This is a genomic window from Bacteroides sp. 11BF (assembly GCF_019633765.1).
GTDB classification, from domain to species: Bacteria; Bacteroidota; Bacteroidia; order Bacteroidales; family Bacteroidaceae; genus Bacteroides; species Bacteroides hominis.
This window is the reverse complement of the sequence record NZ_JAFKPJ010000012.1, coordinates 143,037-168,202: the sequence shown is the minus strand read 5'-3', so window position 1 is coordinate 168,202 and position 25,166 is coordinate 143,037. Positions and strand designations below refer to the sequence as shown.

Sequence of the window (25,166 nt, the reverse complement as noted above, 5' to 3'; positions counted from 1 at the left end):
CCTTCCGTGGCGAACAGAAGTCCGCAAAGTTAGCAAAACCCTTTGTAAAGTTGTGTAGTTTCCACAGATTATGTTACATTTGCGCTGATTAACAATTCAACACGCCATGATTACATTTACAATTTGCCTGCTGGCATTGGTTGCAGGTTACTTCATTTACGGACGATTGGTGGAGCGTGTCTTTGGCCCCGACGACCGAAAGACCCCGGCACTGACACATGCCGACGGAGTGGATTATATCCCTCTCCCCACCTGGAAGATTTTTATGATTCAATTTCTGAATATAGCCGGTCTCGGCCCCATCTTCGGAGCTATTATGGGCGCAAAGTTCGGTACGGCTTCTTACCTGTGGATTGTGCTGGGAAGCATCTTTGCCGGTGCCACGCACGACTACTTTGCCGGTATGCTTTCACTTCGCAACGGAGGTGAGAGCTTACCCGAAATTGTCGGCCGCTACCTGGGGCTGACCACCAAGCAGGTGATGCGCGGCTTCACCGTCATCCTGATGATTCTGGTAGGTGCCGTCTTTGTGGCAGGTCCGGCCGGACTGCTGGCAAAGCTCACTCCCGACAGCCTCGATACCACCTTCTGGATCATTGTCGTATTCATCTATTATATTCTCGCCACATTGCTGCCGGTCGATAAAATCATCGGAAAGATATATCCCCTGTTTGCCGTAGCTTTGCTGTTTATGGCAGTGGGCATCCTTGTGATGCTCTATGTCCATCATCCGGCGCTCCCCGAGTTGTGGGACGGATTGCAGAATACCCATCCGGATGCAGCCGCATTGCCTATCTTTCCAATCATGTTTGTCAGTATCGCCTGTGGGGCCATCTCCGGATTTCATGCTACACAAAGCCCGTTGATGGCCCGTTGCATGACTTCCGAGCGTCATGGCCGTCCCGTATTCTACGGTGCCATGATTACCGAGGGAATCGTCGCCTTGATCTGGGCCGCTGCCGCCACTTATTTTTATCGTGAGCATGGTATGGAGGAAAACAACGCTTCTGTCATTGTGGATGCCATCACGAAAGGGTGGCTCGGCGCAGTGGGTGGCGTGCTTGCCATTCTGGGAGTGATTGCTGCCCCTATTACGTCGGGCGACACCGCGTTTCGTTCGGCACGTCTGATTGTTGCCGATTTCCTGAAACTGGAACAAAAAAGCATTCGCCGCCGTTTGTATATTTGTGTCCCGATGTTTATTGCCGCCATCGGGCTGCTGCTTTATAGTTTGCGTGATAAGGACGGATTCGACATGATCTGGCGCTACTTTGCCTGGGCCAACCAGACCTTGTCGGTATTTACCCTCTGGGCCATTACGGTCTATCTGGCGTGTGCCCGTAAGATGTATGGATTGACGCTGGTTCCGGCCCTGTTCATGACAGCTGTCTGCTCCACTTATATTTGCATTGCTCCCGAAGGATTGGGATTGTCACACGCCGTTTCGTATGCGATAGGAGGTATTTGCACGCTGGGGGCGGCCGTTTGGTTTGCTGTTTGGAAAAATAGATTTAACTCGAATCAGGAGTTAAAGAAGTTATTACATAATTAACACTCGTATGAAGAAAGTAAAGAAATCAACCTGGGTTACTGTCGCCCTACTGATCTACGTGTCTGTGACAGCAGCTTATCTGCTGCCTCGCAATAATGAAGTAAGCGATACAGAGAAGTATCTCACCCTGGCTGCTTCGTATGTCATTGTTCTCGTTCTTTGGCTGGTGCTGAGGAAAAAGGAACAGATGCAGCAACGCCGCCGGGAGGAAGAACATATGAACAACCTGAAAAAATAGAAATGTTATGAAGAAATTAATGTGGATGGTATGTCTGCTTGTTGTTTCAGTGACGGCACAGGCACAGTTTGAGAAAGGAAAGTGGATTGTGAATCCCTCGGTGACGGGGCTGGGACTCTCTTACAGCAAGTCCGAGAAAACACAGTTCGGATTGCAGGCGCAAGGCGGAGCCTTTCTGGTGGACAATGTGGCGTTGATGGTTACAGCCGGTGCCAACTGGAGCAAACCTGAGGATAAATACACGCTGGGTGTCGGAGGAAGATATTACTTTGATAAGTGTGGCATTTATTTAGGTGCCGGATTGAAGATGAACCGCTATAACTGGAAGGTGGGAGACACCACCGACTTTGCGCTTGGTGCAGAGGCCGGTTATGCTTTTTTCCTGACACGGACAGTGACCATAGAGCCGGCTGTTTACTATGATTTGAGTTTTAAGGACAGCGATTGGTCGAAGTTCGGACTGAAAGTCGGCTTCGGCTTCTACTTCTGATTTTTCCTTTAAAAGGAACTCACCACAGAGGGCACAGAGTAACACAGGGTGAATTTTAAGTCATTGATTATCCATATTGATAATCTGTGTATTCTGTGGTGAAAAGACTTTTGACAGCCCCTTTGTGGTGAGTTCCCGATAAAATTGATTAGAGAACCCTTACTTGTTTTACAAGTGGTTCAGTTTCTCCTGCAGAAATTGTCCCGTATAACTTGCCGCACAGGCAGCCACCTCTTCCGGTGTCCCGACTGCCACAATATTACCGCCTTTGTCTCCGCCCTCCGGTCCGAGGTCTATCACGTAATCGGCACATTTTATGACATCCATGTTGTGCTCGATGATCACGATGGAGTGTCCGCGACGGATCAGCGCATCAAATGCGTCGAGCAGCTTGCGTATATCGTGGAAGTGCAGTCCGGTGGTCGGTTCGTCGAAGATGAACAAAGTCGGGTCCGCTTTCTCCTGACTCAGGTAATAAGCCAGTTTCACGCGTTGGTTCTCTCCTCCCGAGAGGGTGGACGATGATTGTCCCAGCTTGATATATCCCAAACCGACATCCTGCAGGGGGATCAGCTTCTTTACGATCTTCTTTTGCCCGTGTTCCGTAAAGAACTCGATGGCTTGGTTGACCGTCATCTCCAGTACGTCATAAATGTTTTTATCTTGGAACTTCACTTCCAGCGTATCGGCTTTGAAGCGTTTGCCGTGGCATGATTCACACTCCAGCACCAGGTCGGCCATGAACTGCATCTCCACTGTGATGGTTCCGTCGCCTTTGCACTCTTCGCAGCGTCCGCCCTCGTTGTTAAAGCTGAAATAGCCTGCCGTATAGCCCATCTGCTTGGCCAGTGGCTGATCTGCCCAGAGCTTACGGATTTCGTCGTATGCTTTGATGTAGGTTACCGGGTTCGAACGGGAGGACTTACCGATGGGGTTCTGATCGACAAACTCCACGTTGCGCAGGTTGCGCAGGTCGCCTCCGATGGATGCAAACTCACCCGGGCGTTCAGTGCATTCGTCCAGTTCACGCTTCAGCGCCCGGTAGAAGATGTCACGTACCAGTGTGCTCTTTCCCGATCCGCTGACTCCTGTTACGACGGTCATCACATTGAGCGGGAAGCGTACGTCTACTCCTTTCAGGTTGTTTTCGCGGGCACCTTTTATCTCGATATAGTTGTTCCATGGGCGGCGGTGTTCCGGTACGGGAATGTTTTCCTCGCCCAGCAGGTATTTCACAGTGTAACTGTTGCTGTCTTTCTGTAAATCTTTCATATCCCCCTGATAGACTACCTGTCCGCCCAGCCGGCCGGCATTCGGGCCGATGTCGATGATGTAGTCCGCTGCACGTATGATCTCTTCGTCATGTTCCACCACCACTACCGTATTGCCCAACTGTTGGAGTTGGCGGAGTACGTGGATCAAGCGGTCCGTATCCCGGCTGTGAAGCCCGATACTGGGTTCGTCGAGGATGTAGAGACTGCCCACCAGACTGCTTCCCAGCGAAGTGGCCAGGTTGATGCGCTGGCTTTCGCCGCCCGAGAGCGAATTACTGAGCCGGTTCAGGGTGAGATACCCCAATCCCACATCGATCAGGAAACGGATGCGGCTGTTGATCTCTGTCAGGATGCGGCGTGCCACGGCTTGGTCGTGTTCGTTCAGTTCAAGCGAATCGAAGAACTTCTGCAATTCGGTGATGGGCAGGTCCACCAGTTCCGAGATGTTTTTGCCACCTACGCGCACGTATCCCGCTTCGGGTTTCAGGCGGGTACCGTGGCATTTCGGACAAAGCGTCTTTCCACGATAGCGTGCCAGCATCACACGATATTGAATCTTGTACTGGTTCTCTTCAAGCATCTTGAAAAAGTCGTTGATGCCGTGGAAATATTGGTTTCCTTCCCACAACACCCGGCGCTGTTCATCGGTCAGCTCGTAGTAAGGGGTGAAAATAGGGAAGTTGAATTTTTCTGCATTGTGAATCAGTTCTTCGCGCCATTCACCCATCTTCTCGCCCCGCCAGCAGACGATGGCTCCGTCGTAGACCGACAACGAACGGTTGGGCACTACCAGATGTTCGTCGATGCCGATCACCTTGCCGAATCCTTCGCATACCGGACAGGCACCGATCGGTGAGTTGAACGAAAACATCTGGTCGTTCGGTTCTTCAAATATGATACCGTCGGCCTCGAACTTGGTGCTGAAGGTGTGAAGCCGGGTTGATCCGTCTGGTTGATAAAAGCGAAGCATACACATGCCATTGCCTTCGTACATGGCTGTTTCGGCCGAGTCGGTCAGGCGGCTGACGGCATCCTTGGTTGTTGCCACCGTCATTCGGTCGACGAGAAGGTAGACTACGTCGTCTTTGCCGGCAGCGTATTCGTCGATACGCACCATCTCACCGTTCACTTCAAGACGGTTGAAACCTTGTTTCTGGTCGATCTCCAATTGCTGTTCAAGTGTGCGTCCGTCGTGCAGGAAAATCTGCGTCAACACCGTGTAGCGGGTTCCTTCGGGATATGAGAGCATGCAGTTTACAATGTCCTCGATGGAGTGTTTTTTCACTTCTTCACCGCTGACAGGGCTGTAGGTTTTGCCCACACGGGCATAAAGCAGGCGCAGGTACTCGTAGATTTCGGTCGAAGTACCCACCGTGGAGCGCGGGTTGCGGCTGTTTACCTTCTGTTCGATGGCGATGGCAGGCGGAATCCCTTTGATAAAGTCACATTCCGGTTTGCTCATTCGGCCCAGGAACTGGCGGGCATAACTGCTGAGGCTTTCTACATAGCGGCGCTGTCCCTCGGCATAGAGGGTGTCGAAAGCAAGCGATGATTTTCCGGAACCGGAAAGGCCGGTTATCACCACCAGTTTATTGCGGGGAATGTTTACGTCAATATTCTTCAGATTGTTGACTCTGGCCCCCTTTATGGAGATGTATTTACTGTCAGTCATAAGCGTTTTCGTTACTTGGACTGCAAAGATAACGAGTCGGAAACGTTTAACCTAACAGAGAAAGGAACTTTTATCTTAAAAACACCTTGCGAATAGTGAATTGCTCGCTTAGCCGTTGCAAATGAGGAGCAAAATTGTATCTTTGCACCACATTTTTATGAAACCGATTATGAACCTGAGAAAATTGATTCTTCTTTTAGCTCTCTTCCTTGCAACAGGAGTGGGGGCACAAATCCAACAACAAAGCCCTTATCCGAAGAGAGAATTCCGCGGAGCGTGGATACAGGCAGTGAATGGTCAGTTCCGTGGCATACCTACCGAGAAGCTGAAACAGACACTCATTGATCAGCTCAACTCTTTGCAGGGAGCAGGTATCAATGCAATCATATTTCAGGTGCGCCCCGAAGCGGATGCTTTGTATGCTTCGCAATTGGAGCCGTGGAGCCGTTTCCTGACCGGTGTGCAGGGACAGGCACCTTCGCCTTATTGGGACCCGATGCAGTTTATGATTGACGAATGCCATAAACGGGGAATGGAGTTCCATGCGTGGATCAACCCTTATCGGGTAAAGACATCGCTCAAGAGTGAACTGGCAGCCAATCACCTGTACAATATCCATCCTGAATGGTTTGTCACCTACAATAATCAATTGTATTTTGATCCGGCATTGCCCGAGAGCCGCCGTCACATCTGTATGGTGGTGGCAGACATTGTTTCGCGTTACGATGTGGATGCCATCCATATGGACGACTACTTTTATCCTTATCCGGCAAAGGGTGTCGACTTCCCCGATGATGCGAGCTTTGCCCGTTACGGCGGAGGATTCACCAACCGTGCCGACTGGCGCCGAAGCAACGTGAACATACTGATCCAGAAGATTCATGAAACCATCCGTGGCTTGAAACCCTGGGTGAAATTCGGTATCAGTCCGTTCGGTATTTACCGTAACGAGAAGAACGATCCGTTGGGTAGTAAAACAAATGGTTTGCAGAATTACGATGACCTGTATGCCGATGTATTGCTCTGGGCGCGTAATGGCTGGGTGGATTATAACATCCCGCAGATATACTGGCAGATAGGTCACCCCGCTGCCGACTATGAAACCCTGGTGAAGTGGTGGGCAAAGAATACGGAGAACCGTCCTTTGTTCATCGGCCAATCCGTAATGAATACGGTTCAGAATGCCGATCCGAAAAATCCGTCTATCAATCAGTTGCCTCGCAAGATGGCTCTGGAAAGAGCTTATCAGACTATCGGCGGAAGTTGCCAATGGCCGGCAAGCGCTGTGGTGGAAAATGCCGGGAAGTATCGGGACGCACTTGTGCAAGAGTATCATAAGTATCCTGCTCTGGTTCCTGTCTTCGATTTTATGGACGATAAGGCTCCGGGCAAGGTGCGTAAAGTGAAAAAAGTGTGGACGGAAGATGGCTATATGCTTTTCTGGACTGCTCCGAAAGCAAAAGACGAGATGGACCGTGCCGTGCAATATGTGGTTTACCGTTTTGATGGAAAAGAGAAAGTGAACATTGATGACGCTTCGCATATCGTTGCCATTACCCGAAACAATTTCTATAAACTTCCCTACGATGACGGAAAGACCAAATACCGTTATGTTGTGACAGCACTCGACCGCTTGCACAATGAATCGAAATCGGTAAGTAAGAAGGTGAAATTATAAAGTAGTTCACCACAGAGTAACACAGAGCTTTTTTAGACATAAGAACAAAAGAACAGGCTATTCTTTATTTGTTCTTATGTTCTTTTGTCTGAAAACTCTGTGGTTCATCAATGTGTCATCCTGTGGTTCATCAATCCTCTCCTAATATAATATCAGTCCTGCTATTCCGCAGGCAATAATCATCAGAATCGGGTTGGCATTGTACTTTTTCGTTCCGATAAAGGCCACTAAGAAGATGATAATGCTGATTACAAATGTATAAGTATCCCCTGTCGGTGAACCGAAATTCTCCGTATTCATCAAGACCAGTGCTGCCGACGCCAGCAGTCCTACTACGGCAGGTCGGAGTCCGCTGAAAACAGCTTCTACGGCAGGATGTTTTTGGTATTTCAGAAAAAACTTACTGATGGTGAGCATCAGGATAAAAGAGGGGAGCACTACTGCAAACGTGGCGATGACAGATCCCCAGACACTGCCCGTAGCCGTAAAACCCACATAAGTGGCGGCATTGATACCAATAGGTCCGGGAGTGGATTGACTGATGGCTACAATGTCGGTAAACTCCTGAGTACTAACCCAGTCATAGCGTGTCACGACTTCACCCTGAATCATCGAGAGCATGGCATATCCGCCTCCGAAGCCAAATAGTCCGATCTTGAAGAATGTATAAAAGAGTTGCAGGTAGATCATAATGTTTAAATGTCAAAGTGGATGATTAGCGATGTGACTGTTTCCATTTTCCCCAGCAAAAGCCGCCTACGCCTGCCGCGATAATAATCCAGATAGGAGAGAAGCCCAGTAACCAGATAAGCAGGGCAGAAACAACCGGAATCCAGATTGTATACCGGTTGACTTTGGCAGATTTCGCCATACTGAAAGTGGGTGCCGCAATCAGTGCGACCACTGCCGGGCGGATACCTTTGAAGATACGTTCTACGATGGGGTTATCTTTGAAGTTATGGAAAAACATGGCAATGGCCAGTATGATGATAAACGACGGGAGCACCGTTCCAAGGGCAGTTACAAGGCTTCCGCGTATACCGCGCAGTTTATATCCGATAAAGATGGAAATGTTTACCGCCAGGATGCCCGGTGCCGACTGGGATATGGCAAGCAGATCAACGAAGTCATCCTTGGAAATCCAGTTCCGTTTGGTTACGATTTCGTTTTCTATCAGAGGTACCATGGCATAGCCGCCTCCGATAGTAAAGGCACCAATCTTGAAAAAGATGCCGAACGCTTCAAGATAAATATTCATTTGATATGTTACTCTTATTCTCTTTTCTCTTACTCTTGTGGGTCTTCTTCCTTATCCTCTTTGCCGCCCTCTTTAGAGTACTTGCTGGGACTCACATTGAAATGTTTCTTAAATACTTCACGGAAATACTTGACGTCACTGAATCCCGTCATCTCGGATATTTCGGTGATGGAGTGTTGTCCGGTCTTTAATAATGTTGCAGCCCGTTTCAGGCGGATCAGTCTGATATAATCTCCGGGAGCCTGATCGGTCAATGCCTTTAGCTTATTATAGAAGCTCGTGCGGCTCATATTCAAAAGGTTGCAGAGTACATCTACATTGAAGGCAGGATTGTCTATGTTTTCTTCGACACTCTTCTTGACCGTAGCAATGAATTTCCAGTCGAGATCTGTTGCACAATTGGGAGAGGCCTCTTCCTCTTCGCTGACTTCAAGGTTGGCATATTTGCTTTTCAGCAGTGCGCGGTTTGTCAGCAAGTTGGCAACGGTTGCTTTCAGAATGCCGATGTTGAATGGCTTGACTATGTATTCGTCTGCTCCTATTTTCAGTCCTTCCAGGATATTCTTCTCATCATTCAGCGCCGTAAGCAGGATGATGGGAATGTGTGACGTTTCAATGTCATTTTTTATGGCGGCGCAAAGTTCGTCTCCCCGCATTTCCGGCATCATGATATCCGAAATGATCAATTCCGGCATATACTCTTTTACGATAGTCAGTGCCTCTTTGCCATTGGAACAAGTTTGGATGGTGTAATTATCCGATAACGTGTGGGTGAGGTAATTACGCAATTCATCATTGTCTTCAACGATCAGTAAACGTTGCAGGTTCTGGTCATGCTGTTTTTTCGCCTTTTCGTAAATATCGGCGGGAGAAACAGGAGGTACTTGCTCCGTGCTGAGTTCGCGTGCGCGGGTAGCCAGATGTGCTTTATGGAAATGCTTGTTATCCTTCGGGAAAGTCACTTTGATAGACGAACCCTGATGTTCTACACTGTTAAGGTTGATTTTTCCTTTGTGCAGATGAACCAGTTTCCATACAAGCATCAGCCCGATGCCGCTTCCGGTCACTTTGGAGTTGATTGCGTTGCTTCCCCGGAAATGTATCTTGAATAGCTTCTTTTGTTCATTGGCAGGGATTCCGATACCAGTATCATTCACCTCAACGCTCCACGTATCGTTCGTTTCGGAAGCGTAAATGTGTACGCTGCCGTTTTCGGGAGTATATTTCAAGGCATTCGAGATGATGTTTTTCAGGATTGAATCCATCTTTTCTTTGTCGATCCATACATTCAGGTAACGGAAATTGCTTTCATAAGTGAAGTTGATGTGTTTCACGGCAGCGTATGGACGGAACGCATTGAAGGTTTCCGTCAGGTAAGTATTCAGTTCATATTCCGAAATATAAAGTTCCGACGAGTATACGTCTGCCCGTTCAAAGTTGATAAGGTTAGTGGTGAGGCGCAACAGTGCATTCACGTTTCGTAAAGCCGTGTTCATGTTGCTGATACCGTCTTTGGTCAATGCTTCCCGTTCGCGTATCTCTTCGAGCGGAGCTTTGATCAGTGTCAGCGGAGTACGGATGTCATGTGCCGTATTGATAAAGAAGTGGATCTTTTCATCCGATATTTTCCTTTGTTTCCGGAGGATAATCATGCGTAGGGCAATGATGGCTATCACCGCCAGTACGACGGCATAAATCAGCATAGCCCAAAAACTGAGCCAGATGGGTTGGGCAATACTGATTTCCATGGTACGCTCTTCAAGTACGATGCGTTTATCTTCATTGGATACCGCACGGATGTGGAGGGTGTACTCACCCGGGCTCAAGTTCGTAAAGCGAATGATGTTTTCATTTCCGGGACGGCTCCATTGGTCGTAGAATCCCTCCAGTTTCCACGAGTATAAAATGTTCGACGGATAGTCGTAGTTGATAGACGATACTTTGAGTGAGAATATATTCTGGCTATAGCTCAGTTTCAGCTCCTTGGTGTCATCAATATCCATATTTAGCGGAGAACTTTCTTCGCCGGGATAAACAGTCTGGTAGAAAATCTTCAGATCGCTGAGTACCATTTTGGAATTATACTTTCTGGGTATCTTCATCGTTCGGCTAAATTCGATGGCACCGTCGGAACTGCCGAATATAAAGTTTCCGTTTTTACGCAACGTGCCTGCTCCGGCATTGAAATGACTGGCCATCAGTCCCTGATCCTTGGTCCAGTTATGGAATAGCTTCTCTGCCGGATAATAACTGGTCAGCCCGTTTTCGGTACTCATGACGATGTCTTCATCCGCATCCGAGAGGATTGCGTATATATTGTTGGAAATCAACGCACAGTTATCTCTGTGGTAATGGGTGAAGCTTCTCTTTTCCGGATCGTATATCAATAGCCCCGAACCACTTGTCCCGATATATAAAAGTCCATTCTTTGCTTGGTACAGCGAATAAATATACATAGACTCTACCGGCAGGTCGATGCGTTGATACTTACCGGATTCCTTCTCGAGTAAATAAAGCCCGGTTGCCGTACCTATCCACATCTGTTTGCTGTCTTTTTCGATAATGGAGGTGATGGAGTTGAGTCTTGGATATAGGCGGAGAGTTCTGTTTTTAAAGTTGATGCGCTTCAAGTTGTAATAACCTCCCGACCATATATCGCCATTGGCTGTTTTCATGATAGAACGGATGTATTTGTCCGGCCGGATATTGATTCCATACAGTGAAGACGGAGTAACATACTCGACAGACAGGGTCCGTTTGTTTATCTGGTAAATCCCCGAACTATAGCCGGCAGCCCAGATGACCCCCGGTTCTACCTCACACACAGTAAGGAAGATATGATTCTTATAACGTTCGTCCTTTTCGAAGGAACTCATGAACGAATGCCATGTCCCGTTGGCGGAATTGTAGTAACTGATTCCATTGTTGGTACCATACCATAAATCTCCGTCACTATCTTCAATGATTGAGTTTACTTGGTCATTGATTAGTGATTGTTTGTTGCCAATGGAATGTTTTATCCAGTTATAGCCCGAATAGCGGTTGTTGCGCACCGTGATGCCGATTGGATAGTTTGCAAGCCAGATGCGCTGTTCGTCATCCACATAAAAGTCGGGGATGTTGTTGCCGTTCATTTCGTTGTGTTGGTTGTAGTCGGCTATGATATACGGAGTGGTCAGATAAGAGTTTACATTTATCTTATATACTCCTGCACCGTCTGTTGCAACAAGCAGTTCCTTATTGTTCAGTGGCTTTATGCGTGTGATGCTGACGTCTGTCAGGCTCATTCGGGGTTGGGTACTTTGTTTGGTGTTCATGTCATAGACATATATGCCGCGTTCGAAAGTACCGATGAATAATTTGCGTGAAGGGCGGTGGAAATAAAGTTCGTTGATCTGTATCGGGAGATTGTCCAGTTTGTCACACGGAAGCAGATGCAATGCCCGATTTTTTAGTTCGGCGTGATGAATGCCTTGTTCCGTACCGATAAAGAAATGTGTTTCGTCTATTTGTTCGATATCAGTGATATCTTCTTCAATTTCATTTCTGATCTGCAGGGTTTGCTGCGTATGGGTGTTGTATAGATAAAGATATTCATCGTTGCACAGCCAGATGTTGTTATTCTTGTCGATGAAACTGTAGCTGATGGGAGCGGGGCGGTCTTTGACCACGTCTTCCGGTAGCTTGTAGACAAGTGTGAATTCATCCCGTAACGGGTCGTAACGGAACACCTTTCCTTTCTTTCCTATTTCCCATAAGGTATTTTCGTGGTCCAGATATAGCCAATTCAGGTTAAGCAGTGAATTCAGTTCTTCACCGTTATCCATCAATTTATATCGTTTGAACTCTTTGCCATCATATCTGTCCACACCTTCATGGGTAAGGAACCACATATATCCCTTTTTATCTTTTTGGATGTAATATACCCTCCGGTTGCTTAACCCATCCTCTACACCGATATATTTGTAGGTTTGTGCAGAGACCATAAGAGGCAATAAGAGCAGAAGAAAAAGAATTTTTTTCATACAAGCTGGAATCCTTTAATGATTATTCTTTCGGGGGGCGAATGATTTTACAAAATTAATAAAAAGAGTGGAGAAGTGCAAACTTTACGAAAGTATTTGTTACGGACGCTGAATGACGAAAAAGGGCGGACCTCACTTTGAGACCCGCCCTTCTTTATTGTTGCATATCCTGTTATTTAGTCTTTTCTTCGATCCACTTACGTGCATTTACGAAAGCTTCCATCCATGGAGTTACCTGATCGCTGTGTACGCGGTCGGCAGGATAATTGGCGTTTTGCCATGGGAAGATGGCACGCTCCAGGTGAGGCATCATTGCCAGATGGCGGCCGTCTGTGCTGGCCAAGGCAGCTATCGAATAATCGGAACCGTTCGGGTTGCCCGGATATTCGTCGTAGGAGTATTTGGCTACTACGTTGTATTGGTCTTCATCGTATGGCAGAGAGAATTTTCCTTCTCCATGTGCTACCCAGATACCCAGTTTGCTGCCGCTCAGTGAGCCGAACATAACGCTGCGGTTGGTAGGGATAGTGACTCCGATGAAGGTCGATTCGAACTTATGTGATTCATTGTGCAGCATTTTTCCTTTCTTCTCGTGTTCCGGATTTACCAATCCCAGTTCCATCATCAACTGACAACCGTTACAAATGCCCAATGACAGTGTGTCTTCACGTGCGTAGAACTTATCGAGCGCCTCTTTTGCTCTTGGATTGAACAAGAAACCTCCGGCCCATCCCTTGGCAGAACCCAATACATCTGAGTTAGAGAACCCTCCACAGTAAACGATCATATTTACATCTTCCAGTGTTTCGCGTCCGCTGATAAGGTCGGTCATGGTGACATCCTTCACGTCGAAACCTGCCAGATAGAGCGAGTATGCCATTTCACGTTCGCCATTCGTACCTTTTTCACGGATGATGGCGGCACGTATACCGCTCGGAGTACGACGTTCCGGAGTGATGCCGTATTGAGACAGTTTGCCTTTGAAGCCCGGCATGAATGCGAATTCAAGCGGTTGCATCTTGTAGTTCTCAAAACGTTTCTTGGCGCATCCGTTCATTGACTGTTTGCGGTCGAGCAGGTAAGAAGAAGAATACCACACATCACGCATATAGTCTATACCGAATTGGTAAGTAGCACCGTCCTTGTTTACCAGAATATGACGTTCGTCCGTCGGTTTACCCAACTTGATGAAGCCTACGCCGGCATCTTCGAGGATTTTCTTCACTTCGTCTTTGTGCTTGTCGCTGATCTGGATAACGATACCCGGGTTTTCGGCAAACAGAATCTTCACGATATCCGTTTCCTTCATCTTGTCAAGTTCGATTTCCAGGCCACCTTCTACGTTGGCAAAGCACATTTCAAGCAGCGTAGTGATCAGACCACCTGCCGAAATGTCGTGTCCGGCAAGAATCAGTCCTTTGTTCACCAACTCCTGTACTGCCAGGAAAGCGTCGCGGAAGTATTCGGCATCCTGTACACAAGGCACTTCGTTACCTACCTTACCCAATGACTGCGCAAATGCCGAGCCACCCAGTTTCAGGCTGTCGAAACTGAAGTCGATATGGTAGAGTGTAGTTTTGGCATTGTTGACAAGGACGGGAGAAACCACTTTCTTCACGTCCGAAACCTCACCGCCGGCTGATACGATTACCGTTCCCGGAGAAACTACTTTCTCTCCATTCGGATACTTCTGAGTCATAGACAAAGAATCCTTTCCGGTCGGAACATTGATCTGCAATGCACAGCAGAAATCGCTCAGTGCTTTAACGGCTGTATACAAACGGGCATCTTCCCCTTCCTGAGAGCGGCAAGGCCACATCCAGTTGGCGGAAAGTGATACGCTGTCCAAACCTTCGGCCAGCGGAGCCCATACCAGATTGGTCAGCGCTTCGGATACGGAAAGGATGGAACCTGCTGCCGGATCGGCCAGTGCGGCCTGCGGAGCATGTCCGATAGAAGTAGCGATACCTTTCTCGCCACGATAGTCGAGTGCAACGACACCGCAGTCGCTCAAAGGCAACTGGATTTCTCCCTGGCACTGCTGGCGGGCTACTTTACCCGTAACCGAACGGTCCACCTTATTAGTCAGCCAGTCTTTACAAGCCACGGCTTCCAGCTGCAACACCCGGGTCAGATATTCGTGAAGTTTGGATGTTTCATATTCCGGCATTGTGTAGTGACGTTCTACGGTCTTGTCTATCATGTAAGTTTTGGGAGAAGAACCGAACATCTGGTCTACGGCCAGGTCGAACGGACGGACACCGTCGGCTTGCTGGAAAGCAAAACGATGATCTCCGGTCGTTTCACCTACCACGTACATCGGAGCGCGTTCACGTTCGGCAATTTGGCGTACGTGTTCGATGGCTTCTTCTTTAATAAGGAGTCCCATGCGTTCCTGGCTTTCGTTTGCTATAATTTCTTTGGCCGACAAAGTTTTGTCACCGATAGGCAGCTTACTCATGTCAATAAGTCCGCCGCACTCTTCCACCAGTTCGGAGAGGCAGTTTACGTGTCCGGCCGAACCGTGGTCATGGATAGATACTACCGGGTTTTCGTCTTCTTCGCAAAGGGCACGAACCACATTGTTGGCGCGTTTCTGCATTTCCGCGTTGGCGCGCTGTACGGCATTCAGTTCGATACCGCTGCTGTAACGGCCTGTATCTACCGACGAAACCGAACCGCCGCCCAATCCGATACGGTAATTGTCACCGCCGATCACTACTACTTTGTTTCCGGCTTCCGGCTGTCCTTTCAGGCAGTCGCGTTGTGTGCCGTAACCTACGCCTCCGGCAAGCATGATTACTTTGTCGTAACCATAAGTTTCATTGTTTTCCGTATGTTCAAAAGTCAGTACCGAACCGCAGATCAATGGTTGGCCGAACTTGTTGCCAAAATCACTCGCTCCGTTGGAAGCTTTGATCAGGATCTGTTCCGGAGTCTGGTATAACCATTTGCGTACCGGCAGGATTTCTTCCCATTCGCGTCCTTCTTCCGTACGTGGATAAGAAGTCATGTAGACGGCTGTTCCGGCAATCGGCCATGAACCTTTACCTCCGCCCATACGGTCGCGGATCTCTCCTCCTGTGCCTGTCGATGCACCGTTGAAAGGTTCTACTGTGGTGGGGAAGTTATGGGTTTCCGCTTTCAGCGAAATGACGCTTTTGATATCTTTTATCCGGAAGAAATCGGGTTTGGAGTGGTCTGCCGGGGCAAACTGTTCAATTACCGGACCTTCGGCAAAAGCCACGTTGTCTTTGTAAGCTGAGATGATTTTGTTCGGATTCTCCTGAGTAGTCTTTTTAATCATCTGGAAGAGGGACGATTCCTGCTCTACGCCGTCGATGATAAATGTTCCGCCAAAGATTTTGTGACGGCAGTGTTCCGAGTTGATTTGTGCGAATCCGAAAACTTCCGAGTCAGTCAGGCGGCGTCCAAGATCCGATTCTACCTTTTTCAGGTAGTCCATTTCTTCTTTTGACAGGGCGAGACCTTCTTTTTCATTGTAGGCTTCCAGATCGTCGATATAGATAATGGCTTCCGGTTGGCGGTTGGTCGTGAATACGTTTTGGTCGAGACCTTTGTACATGCGTTGCAGCATTGGGTCATAGTCGGCATTTTCATCTTTTACAGGGAAATACTCCTCGATACGGCTGATACCTTCGAGTCCCATGTTCTGGGTGATTTCTACTGCGTTGGTACTCCATGGAGTAATCATCTCACGTCGTGGCCCAACAAAGCAGCCTTGCAGGTTTTCTTCACTTTCCGGCACGGCTTCACCAAAAAGCCAGCAGAGTTTGTTGTTGTCGTTCGCGTTAAGTTCGTGGTTGCTCTCTACGGCAATCACGCTCTTGGAAGGGGTTCTGAAAAAAAGAATCATGTGTGTATATACGATTTTGTTTTCTTTGTGTGCAAAGATAAGCAAATTCGTTGGTGGTGAGAAAGAAATGCAATAAAAAAACTTCAGCCTGCCGTGGAATGAGACAACGGGCAGGCTGAAGGCAAAAACTGATCTGATTTGTGATTCTAAAATTGTCGGACTGAGAGCGGACTCTGTCGGCAACATTCGCATAGTCATTAGAAAACCGATACTAATTTTTACTATTGAGATGAATGATTAGTGTTTTTGGGGATTGATGTACGAACTGCCTTCGGGGTAATTATACCACCTGCTTTCTTTGTTCGATTCTCCTTCCGGATCTCCAGATCCGGGTATATCGGGCTCTCCTGTTAAATCGGATCCTCCGTTCTCCAACCAGCTCTTAAATCTCGGATAAACTCCCAGCAAATCTATTTTCTCTACTGCCCATCCCATTTCAACAGGTGCTTTCAGTGCCCATACAAAGCCGCCTTTATTACAATAATAGTTCTTTCCTGCCTCTTTCCGGTCAGTTTCATAACCTTTATATAATTCTGTGGGTTTAAATCCGACGAAGTGTATTTCACGTCCGTTATTGGTATTCTGGAGGAAATAGTCAAAGTCGTATGCAGTAGAGAAATTGCCAAATGTACTGGATGCAGTCTCCGGGCTTAATTGTAATTTGAAGGAGAAAACCAGGGTCGGCGTTTCCGCACTGGATGCGATCAATTTACCTGCTTGTGTGTTGTAGAATTGGTTTCCGTCCGTCCCCTTTAAGTTATTAAGCCCTGTCAAGGCGAATATGGGGCTTTGGGTATTTGCGAGAAACTCTACACCAATACCTTTAGTAGCCGATTCGATTTTAAAATCTTTGATCAGTTCTCTGCTGAATGTAGGTGAAGAGATAGGGTCTCCCTCCATATCCGTTGCTTTACCCGGCAACTGAATGCAGAAACGATAAGGTAAACTTCCTCCCATCGCACGGAGCTTCAGGCTGATGGTAATATCCAGATAGCTATTTTTGCCAAAGGAGGAGGAACCGCCCCAAGTTGTTTGCGCCCGATAGTTTATCACGAAGTCGTTGAAATCATAGTCTCCCATTTCAGGCCACATGTCTTCAAACATAAGTGTACCATATCCATTTTTAGCGGGTTTATATACAGTGGAAGCAGGCCAGCCACTTTCTACTGTTCCCCTGTCTGGAAACAGGCAGTCGGCGGTCCATACATATGATTCACTCCGTGTGGTGGCTTTCGACTTGATGCTTATCTTTTGTGTTTCGTATCCCCCATTCGTTACCGGATATTTGATCCAGATGGCATTATTTGCACTCGGTACTTCCAAAGAGGCACTGTTGCCCCCTTCCGGGATGGCAAGGTCTGCTATCTGTTCGGAACATGCTTTGTCCAGATAGATGGAAGCGGAAATGGCATGTGGCGCATTGGTTGCGAGAGTAACGTTGCGTGTAGTAGACCAATCGAAACCATCCGGTATAACCAGATCGGTGGTGTGCGCGGTAGGCACTGAAAGATCTTTGTCATCTTCTACACAAGATGTCAAAAGACACATTAATCCTGCTAATGTGTACATTGCTGTTTTCATTCTTTTCATGATTTGATGTATATTCTATGTAAGTTTGCTGTGTGTTCTGTTTGAATCTTGATACAAACTTATTGTATATATTGTCAAATCACGCAAAGAATGTGGTGGAAATGGTTGAAATGTTCAACTTTTAAGGGTTTGATAGTCTATTCGTGCGAAGAGAATCAATAAAGAAAAACTTCAGCCTGCCACAGTCAAGGGGGGAATGACCGAGCAGGCTGAAAAATAAATCAAACAAATACCTATCCGAATAATAGGATCGGGGTATGAAATGTTTGATGGTTTATTCTATTGCTTGAGATGAATCGAGATATTTATACCAGTTTTCGTTGTAGTCTTCCGGACTGTCCAGTGAGAGATTCGGATTAGTGATCCAGCTTCTGAACTTGCCGTAAACTTTCATGATATCTGTTTTTTCACGTGGATGTGCAAGCTTAACAGGCACTTTGATACCCCACACGAAATTGTCGGTACTGCAATATTTGATGTCACTGCGCATATTGTTTCCGGCTTCACCGGCATACGAACCACTGTAATAAGCTGTCGGTTCGTAACCTCTCAGGTGAATTTCGCGTCCTCCGTTCTTTTCTTTCTGGAGGAAGAAGTTCTGATTTTCTGAGGTTGCCGTCGCCCATAATGCCTTTGTTTTTTCTTTGTCATTGAAGCAGTTCATCTTTAATCTGTATTTAATCGTTACCAGGTCATTGGCTGCTATTTGATGGTCGGCTTCGGTATTATAGAATGTTCCGCCGTTATTCTGTTTCCGTAATTGATCGGTGCCGGTGAATATGAAGATAGCAGGAGCGTCTTCTCCGGGATTCTGAAGTTCCATCTTAACAAGGTTGTTCCCGTTTATTTCGATCACCTCGTCGATATATCTGGCAGATGTTTGGTCCAATTGCAGTCCCAGGCGATAAGGCAGATAGCCTCCCATTGCACGGAAAGTGATTTCAAATTCAACTCCGTCTGCGTCATAAGAATCTTTGCTTCCGTTGCCGCCGTCAAAGAAGATCGCTTGCGCGTGATACCAGATAACGAAATCGTTGAAATCATAATCTCCCATTTCGGGCCAGTTATCTTCCATCATCAGGGTTGCCGTTTCTCCTTTTGCGGGATACCATTGATATCTGTATGCACCCTCTCCTCCGTTTGTATCAAATCCACTCACGTTTTCCGGCAGTTTGACCAAGGTCTCTGCACGTGTAGAAGCCGTATTGAGGGGGATGTTCATCATTTCTTTCCCTTTGCTTGTAGCATACTGTATGTATAATGCCCGGTCTGCCTTGGCTACATCCAGCCGGATGTTTTTGGCAACGTCGGATACAGGCAGTTCTGTCAGTAAACTTGCGTTGGTGCATGATGCGTCGGTATAAATCGCCACTCGTGTTGCCACGGGCGAAGTAATGGAGAGATTGACACTCCTTGTAGTGGTCCAGTCCGCGTCATCCGGTATGACCAGGTCTGTCGTTTTTTCCGGTTCTTTGGGTTGTGAGAGGTCTTTGTCATCCTCAACACATGCTGTTAAAGCAAGTGTTGCTCCCAGTAGGGTGTACATCATCCAATGCGTTGTTTTCATTATTTTTGTGATTAGGATTATTTACTTGTTCGTTTGTGACTGCAAATATACAATGAAAAGTTGTATATTATGTTACTCTATGTCTGATTTTTATATAAAATGTTGATTTTCTATGTGTATATGTGGTTGGAATAGTCAACTTTTGGCGGAATAGAGGCTGCGTATATACGAAACAGAGGCTCTATTCACCCAGAATAGAGCCTCTGTCTGTATAAAATAGAGCTTTCGTTTATTCGCTGATAACCTTTCTGTATTCTGCCACTGCCATTTTCTCTGCCAGGTAAGCATTAATCAGGCTGGTATGTGCCTGTGTCCACGAAAGTTGTGCCGAGAGTACGTCGACCATATTTGCTTTTCCTTCGTTGTAGGAGAAGGTGATCAGGTCCAGGTTTTCTTCTGCCAGCTCTTTATTTTCTTTGGCTGTCTTCACCTGCTCTTCCGTTTCCTGCAGCTTGGTCAGTGCGGCAGCCAGTTCCTGGTTGATCTGGTCTACTACGTAGCTTTGCTGCAACTTCTGTATACCCGTGTAGGCTTTCTGTTGCCGGTTGGTCTTGAACCTGGCTCCCCAGCGTAGCACGGGGATATTTACGCTCATGCCTACGATGGGGGTAAACTTCACGTCATATCCCATGTTGGGAGAAGCGGTGGCCCATCCGCCGGTGACGTACATGCTTACTTGCGGATTGTACTGGCTCAGGGCTGCCTTGCGTTGCGCCTCGCTTTTCTGGATGTTGACTTCTGTGCTGGCAAAGTCGGCACGGCGTTGCAGCACATCGTCCAGTGGGAGCAAGGTGACAGGCGGACACACGACACCGATGGAGCAAAGGCTGTCTACGGGAGCGTTGGGTTCTTCTCCCATCAGGATATTGAGTTTCTGTAGAGCCAGTGTATAATTCTGGCGTGCGCTGATGTATTGAAGTTCGGCTTCCTTACGGCGTGTCGAAATCATCAGCAGGTCGGTGCGGCTGATAGCGCCGTCTTTAAAACGGTCCTGGATGATTTCATATTGTTTCTCTACGATTTCCTGATATTGTGCCGAAGCGTCGAGCATGGCACGGGCTGAAGAGGCGTTCCAATAAAAGGCATCACTCTGATAGTGAATCTGGTCGCGTGTCAGCTCTTCGCTCAGCTGATCGAGTTTTTCGTCAGCTTGGGCTATACGGTTTTGGGCTTGCAGGGCACCGCCTGTATAGAGTGGCTGCGACACGACGAATACCCCTTGATAAGTGTGGTTGCGGTATTGTCCGGCCGGTCCGTCCCAGGAGTCCATCTCTTTCAGGTTCAGTGTTCCCTCGGCGGAGATGTCCACTTTGGGCAGGAATCCTGTAAAGGCTATTTTCCGTGCGTCCGTGCTTGCCATTGATTTCAGATGCTGCTGTTTCAGCACCTGGCTGTAAGCTTCCACACGGTCACGATATGCCTCACGGCTCAGATGCGGGGCTTGTGCCTGCACTTGTGTACAAAGTCCCAATGCAAACAGAAGTATAAGTTTATTCTTCATCATATACTTTTTAATTTTAGTTCATTTCTTTATCCCTTAATCCTGTGGATGGCGCAATAAGCTACCGGAAGCACAAACAGTGTCAGTGCCGAAGCCACAAGCAGTCCGCCCATGATGGTAGCCGCCATTCCGCCGAACATGGCGTCGAACAGCAACGGAAGCATACCTAAGATCGTTGTACCCGAAGCCATGGCCACCGGTACGATACGGCTGACGGTTGCCTTTATCACGGCTTCGCGCGGATCGAGTCCCGATCGACTTTCGATGTCGATCTGGTCCACCAGTACAATGGCATTTTTGATGTTCATACCGATCAGTCCCAGCAAACCGAGGATGGCGAAGAAGTCGAACGACTTGCCTAACAGCAGCAATCCCAGTACGATACCGATAAATATCAGTGGCAGCATCAGCAAGATTACCGTCGGCTTGCGGTAGGTTTTAAACAGCAGCAGCAGGGTGGTGAACATCAGGAAGAAGGTCAGCGGCAGGTTTTTTGCCAGAGCTTCGTTCGATTCCACCTGGCTTTCCTGTTCGCCGAAGTATTTCAGGGTGTATCCTTCCGGAACCTTGATCTCTTTTTGCACCTGCGACCATATCTGGTTGAAGGCCGCGATGGCATTCACTCCCCTCCGAGGATCGCATTGCGCCATCATCACCATCTGGCGGTTGTAATCCTTCACATTTGAGAAGCGATAGCGGAAGTCGAACTCCGATACTACCTGCTCCAGGCTGGTGGTTTCCGGCCCGTTGCCGAATACCGGTAATGTACGCAGGTCGTTGATGCGGAAGGAATCCGTCACACTGTTGCCTTTCAGCAGAATCGGCAGCACCTGGTCTCCTTCGCGGAATTCACCGAGAGTCATGCCGTTTGTCCCGATCTGGATGCTTTGAGCCATGCCTTGGCGGGAGACTCCCAGGGGTTGTGCCCGTTCCGGGCTGTAGATCGGTTTCCAGATGGGTATTTTATTTCCCCACGAGTTACGTATATTAATAAGGTCAGGGTTCCGGTGCATGATCTCCAGTGCCTGGTTGGTCAGTGCCACCAGCGTGTCCACATTGGGCCCGATGAAACCGATTTCGATGGCTGCATCCACAGCCGGCGACAGTTTGAAGAGGCTCGTACGGGTGATGGCGTTCGGAAAGTTGGCTTTCATGTAACCGTCGAACTGTTCTTCATACTCTTTGGTATACTTGCTGTCGTTCAGTTCCACCAATACATTGGCAAAGTTCGGCTTCGGCCCTACGGAGGTAGACGCCAGGTAGTAACGCAGCGGAGTGCTTCCGAAGGTGATCGATACTTTTTTCACTTCCGGCAGTTTTTGCAGATGGGCTTCCACTTTCTTCATCTCCCGGGCCACGTCGTTCACCCCATATCCGTCCGGATAAAACACGTCGGCGCGGAAGTAGGGCTTGTCCAGTGACGGGAAGAAGTTTTGCGGCATCATTCCCATCACCACCAGTGAGACGATGAAGAGCACGATCATCGACCCTAACGTCACAATTTTGCGCCGGATCAGGACGCTCAGTATCTTTTCGAATTTGTGGTAGAACGGTTTGTCGTACGGATCTTTGCCTGCATTTTTGGCCTTGGCTTTCAGGATAAAGTTTCCGAATACGGTGGTTTGTGTCAGTGCCAGCACCCAGCTCAATCCCAGTGAGATGGCCAGTACGACGAAAAGCGGCTTCACGATTTCCGCCACGGACGAAGGTGCCAGATAAAGCGGCAGGAACGAGCAGATGGCGATGAACGTGGCTCCCAGCAATCCCCATTGTGGTCCGGTGGCTCCGTCGATCAATGCTTTCCGGCGGTCCACTCCGCGGGCGATGGCTATCTGCGCATTGTCCGTCACCACGATGGCGTTGTCCACCAGCATACCCATGGCGATGATAAATCCCGCCAGTGACGTACGGTTGAGTCCTACACCCATGAAGGACATGATAAGCAGCGTACCTCCGATGGAGAAGACCAGTGAAGAGCCGATCAATACTCCGGCACGCATCCCCATCACCAGCATGATGATGACAATTACGATCAGGATCGACTCAATCAGGTTGATGATAAATCCGTTGTTCGCCTCTTTGGCTATGACGTTTTCAAGATAAAGGCTTTCCAGGTTCAGTCCCACAGGCATCAGTGGGAGGAGTTCGGCCAGTTTCTGGTCTACCATCTCACCCGTCAGCACCACGTCGCGTTGCGGGTCGGTAGATACGCCGATACCGATGGCACGTTTCCCATTGACACGCATGATGGTGCCCGGCGGGTCCATGTATCCTTTCTCTATGACGGCGATGTCACCCAGTTTTACCTGTCCGGCGCGGGTGGTGATTACCTGGTTCCGGATGTCGTCCACCGTGGTATACATACCGTTGGCTACTATGCGCAACTGCTGTTCGCCGGCGCTGATTTCTCCGGTGTTGATAATCTGGTTCTGCGATTGCAGCAGGCTTGCCAGCTGTTTGGGATCGATACCCATGCCTGCCAGCTTGTTCACCGAGACGAATATATTCACCACCTCGGTCTGTGTGCCGAACAGTGCAACTTTCATCACCCCGTCGGCAGTGACCACCTGTGTCTTGATGCGTTCGGCCCAGTCCCTCATTTCTTCGTAGCTGAATCCGTCGTCGGCTGTCAGGCCGTAGTAGATACCGAATACGTCACCGAAGTCGTCCGATACTGTGGGTACCGAAGCTCCGCTTGGCAATTGGGGTTGTATGTTGAGCACTTTGCGCCGTAGTTCGTCCCATTTCTGGGGGATGGAGGAAGCCGGTAGCGAGGGGAGCAGTTCGAACGTGATTTTGGAAATGCCGTACATGGATTCGGACTTGATCTTGTATACTCCGCTCATGCTCTGTATCTCACGGGAGATGGGCTCGGTGATCAGCCGTTCCACTTCGGCGGGCTCGGCACCGGGATAGCGCGTCATGATGACGGCCGATTTGATGACAAAAGGAGCATCTTCCTTCTTACCCAGGCTGCTGAAAGAGGAGATACCTCCGATCAGCAATACAGCCAGAAAAAAGTAGATGACTTTGGTATTGTCTAATGAATATTTGGCTAAATTCATGATTGTATATGGTTTTGAGTTTGATTCACCACAGAGGGCACAGAGGACACAGAGAAGATTTTCTCTTAAAATAATCCTATAAACAAGAGATTAAAACTCTGTGTCCTCTGTGTCCTCCGTGGTGAATCGTATTCATTTCTATTGCGTTGAGTGGGCACTCTTATTTCAGTTCCTTCACCGTTTCGCCTTCCACCAGTTGTGTTACGCCGGCTATTATTACCGTTTCCCCTGCTTTCAGTCCTTTCGAGATAAAGGCCTGTGCGTCTCCCGTCGGAGAGTAAACGGTTACTTCACGGCGGTTTACCTGATTCCCGTTCAGTACCCACACGTAGGTTTTGTTTCCTTCGCTTTCACCGAATATGGCACTCAGTGGCACTACCGTCATGGTTTCTTCCAGGAACGGACCTACATCGGCCGAGAAGCGGATGCTGCACGTGAAACCCGGTTTCACCTCATACAGGGCATGGTCGAAAGCGGGATCGTCGATGGTGATCGTCACCGGGATACCCGTACCGTCCGTCGAGATGTCGAGATATTCCTCCAGTTTGGCATTGAAGATGTGTCCGCGGTATGTATCGAACTCCACGCGGAAGTGTTGGTCTTTGGAACGGAGCAGATAAAGGTAAGCATCGGGGATGGTGAACTTGATGCGCAGTTTCTTGGTGTTGACCAGCTGCACAATGCCTTCGCCCGAGTTCACGCGCTGATAGTTCTCCACTAACCTTTTCTCGATAGACCCGTCGAAAGGGGCGGTCAGTTTGGTGTCGCGCATATTGTTGCTCGAAAGTTCGTAAGCCGATTTCTTTTGTTGGAAAGTCGATACGCTGATTTCATATTCTTGTACCGAGATAGCCTGCCGTGCCAATAATCGTTTGTTACGTTCCACTTGGGCAGCGGCGGTTTCGTAAGCCGATTTGTCTGCTGCATACTGCAAGGCCAGGTCGCGCGGGTCGATGGCCGCAATCAGTTGTCCTTTTTTGACCCGCTGGCCTTCTACCACCGGCAGGTTGATGATCTGTCCGCTCACGCGGAAGGCCAGTTTCACATAATCTACAGCTTCTACAATGCCCGAAAAGTCCTTTCTGATTTCCGACCGGGACTCTACCCTGGCCGTCTTTACGGGGCGTACTGTTGCCGCATTGTCTTCTTTTTTTTGTCCGCAAGCCGTTAATAGAATAAGTGCTGCGAGGATACATCCATAGTTTTTTCTCATATTTCCCATTGATTAAGAGTCTGTTTAGTCTCATTTTGAGGGGGTAAAGATATGAAACTGAAAAACTATAAACAGTTTTCCGGTTTGATAATTTAATATTATTAACAACCTGAGGCGGGTGTGGCGAGACTTGGTTACGATGAACGAGGGCTCACCACGGAGGACA

At 48.3% G+C, this 25,166-nt stretch carries 14 protein-coding genes; 4 read left to right on the top strand and 10 right to left on the bottom strand.

The window, feature by feature from the left end; translation table 11 throughout:
- Nucleotides 1-106 precede the first annotated feature (106 nt).
- The 3 genes from JZY04_RS14085 to JZY04_RS14075 are packed head-to-tail and all read left to right on the top strand — an operon-like array spanning nt 107 to nt 2,280.
- Nucleotides 107-1,552 carry a carbon starvation protein A gene (locus JZY04_RS14085; protein ID WP_101603395.1) on the top strand — a complete coding sequence of 482 codons (1,446 nt, stop codon included), beginning with the start codon at nt 107-109 and terminating at the stop codon, nt 1,550-1,552.
- 7 nt (nt 1,553-1,559) lie between these two features.
- Complete coding sequence (locus JZY04_RS14080; RefSeq protein WP_005807712.1) at nt 1,560-1,790, top strand: hypothetical protein; 231 nt, start codon at nt 1,560-1,562, stop codon at nt 1,788-1,790.
- Nucleotides 1,791-1,797: 7 nt separating this feature from the next.
- A complete protein-coding gene (locus JZY04_RS14075; RefSeq protein WP_005807711.1) occupies nt 1,798-2,280 on the top strand; it encodes an outer membrane beta-barrel protein in 483 nt (160 codons plus the stop codon).
- A gap of 168 nt (nt 2,281-2,448) precedes the next feature.
- Here JZY04_RS14075 and uvrA read toward each other — a convergent pair whose 3' ends face one another.
- Nucleotides 2,449-5,226, bottom strand: a complete 2,778-nt coding sequence (gene uvrA, locus JZY04_RS14070) for an excinuclease ABC subunit UvrA (protein ID WP_122142812.1) — start codon at nt 5,224-5,226, stop codon at nt 2,449-2,451.
- 169 nt (nt 5,227-5,395) lie between these two features.
- On the opposite strand from uvrA, the gene JZY04_RS14065 reads away from it, so the two are divergent.
- Entirely contained in the window at nt 5,396-6,904 is a 1,509-nt protein-coding gene (locus JZY04_RS14065) for a glycoside hydrolase family 10 protein (RefSeq protein WP_005807709.1), read from the top strand.
- A 141-nt stretch (nt 6,905-7,045) separates the two neighbouring features.
- Here the strand turns inward: JZY04_RS14065 and JZY04_RS14060 are convergent, their stop codons facing one another.
- From JZY04_RS14060 to JZY04_RS14020, 9 genes are all read right to left on the bottom strand, one after another.
- Nucleotides 7,046-7,594: a chromate transporter gene (locus JZY04_RS14060; RefSeq protein WP_005780686.1), complete on the bottom strand. Its 549-nt coding sequence runs from the start codon at nt 7,592-7,594 to the stop codon at nt 7,046-7,048.
- 25 nt (nt 7,595-7,619) lie between these two features.
- Nucleotides 7,620-8,162 (bottom strand): chromate transporter, encoded by a 543-nt coding sequence (locus JZY04_RS14055; RefSeq protein WP_005807708.1) that lies wholly within the window; start codon nt 8,160-8,162, stop codon nt 7,620-7,622.
- Nucleotides 8,163-8,191: 29 nt separating this feature from the next.
- Entirely contained in the window at nt 8,192-12,187 is a 3,996-nt protein-coding gene (locus tag JZY04_RS14050; protein ID WP_122142811.1) for a two-component regulator propeller domain-containing protein, read from the bottom strand.
- 172 nt (nt 12,188-12,359) lie between these two features.
- On the bottom strand, nt 12,360-16,064 hold the full coding sequence (gene purL / locus JZY04_RS14045; RefSeq protein ID WP_122142810.1) for a phosphoribosylformylglycinamidine synthase: 3,705 nt from the start codon (nt 16,062-16,064) through the stop codon (nt 12,360-12,362).
- Nucleotides 16,065-16,301: 237 nt separating this feature from the next.
- Nucleotides 16,302-17,654, bottom strand: a complete 1,353-nt coding sequence (locus JZY04_RS14040) for an LruC domain-containing protein (RefSeq protein ID WP_250706976.1) — start codon at nt 17,652-17,654, stop codon at nt 16,302-16,304.
- Between the two features lie 274 nt (nt 17,655-17,928).
- Nucleotides 17,929-19,221 carry an LruC domain-containing protein gene (locus tag JZY04_RS14035; RefSeq protein WP_122142808.1) on the bottom strand — a complete coding sequence of 431 codons (1,293 nt, stop codon included), beginning with the start codon at nt 19,219-19,221 and terminating at the stop codon, nt 17,929-17,931.
- A 229-nt stretch (nt 19,222-19,450) separates the two neighbouring features.
- The gene (locus tag JZY04_RS14030; protein WP_032530678.1) at nt 19,451-20,725 is read right to left on the bottom strand and encodes a TolC family protein; all 1,275 of its coding nucleotides are present in this window, start codon (nt 20,723-20,725) and stop codon (nt 19,451-19,453) included.
- Nucleotides 20,726-20,751: 26 nt separating this feature from the next.
- Nucleotides 20,752-23,787 (bottom strand): efflux RND transporter permease subunit, encoded by a 3,036-nt coding sequence (locus tag JZY04_RS14025; protein WP_032535708.1) that lies wholly within the window; start codon nt 23,785-23,787, stop codon nt 20,752-20,754.
- Between the two features lie 160 nt (nt 23,788-23,947).
- A complete protein-coding gene (locus JZY04_RS14020) occupies nt 23,948-25,000 on the bottom strand; it encodes an efflux RND transporter periplasmic adaptor subunit (protein WP_005807695.1) in 1,053 nt (350 codons plus the stop codon).
- Between the last annotated feature and the right edge of the window lie 166 nt (nt 25,001-25,166).

Coding starts and splice junctions, on each gene's coding strand:
- JZY04_RS14085 (WP_101603395.1), top strand. CDS start 107: ATGATTACATTTACAATTTGCCTGCTGGCATTGGTTGCAGGTTACTTC.
- JZY04_RS14080 (WP_005807712.1), top strand. CDS start 1,560: ATGAAGAAAGTAAAGAAATCAACCTGGGTTACTGTCGCCCTACTGATC.
- JZY04_RS14075 (WP_005807711.1), top strand. CDS start 1,798: ATGAAGAAATTAATGTGGATGGTATGTCTGCTTGTTGTTTCAGTGACG.
- uvrA (WP_122142812.1), bottom strand. CDS start 5,226: ATGACTGACAGTAAATACATCTCCATAAAGGGGGCCAGAGTCAACAAT.
- JZY04_RS14065 (WP_005807709.1), top strand. CDS start 5,396: ATGAACCTGAGAAAATTGATTCTTCTTTTAGCTCTCTTCCTTGCAACA.
- JZY04_RS14060 (WP_005780686.1), bottom strand. CDS start 7,594: ATGATCTACCTGCAACTCTTTTATACATTCTTCAAGATCGGACTATTT.
- JZY04_RS14055 (WP_005807708.1), bottom strand. CDS start 8,162: ATGAATATTTATCTTGAAGCGTTCGGCATCTTTTTCAAGATTGGTGCC.
- JZY04_RS14050 (WP_122142811.1), bottom strand. CDS start 12,187: ATGAAAAAAATTCTTTTTCTTCTGCTCTTATTGCCTCTTATGGTCTCT.
- purL (WP_122142810.1), bottom strand. CDS start 16,064: ATGATTCTTTTTTTCAGAACCCCTTCCAAGAGCGTGATTGCCGTAGAG.
- JZY04_RS14040 (WP_250706976.1), bottom strand. CDS start 17,654: ATGAAAAGAATGAAAACAGCAATGTACACATTAGCAGGATTAATGTGT.
- JZY04_RS14035 (WP_122142808.1), bottom strand. CDS start 19,221: ATGAAAACAACGCATTGGATGATGTACACCCTACTGGGAGCAACACTT.
- JZY04_RS14030 (WP_032530678.1), bottom strand. CDS start 20,725: ATGATGAAGAATAAACTTATACTTCTGTTTGCATTGGGACTTTGTACA.
- JZY04_RS14025 (WP_032535708.1), bottom strand. CDS start 23,787: ATGAATTTAGCCAAATATTCATTAGACAATACCAAAGTCATCTACTTT.
- JZY04_RS14020 (WP_005807695.1), bottom strand. CDS start 25,000: ATGAGAAAAAACTATGGATGTATCCTCGCAGCACTTATTCTATTAACG.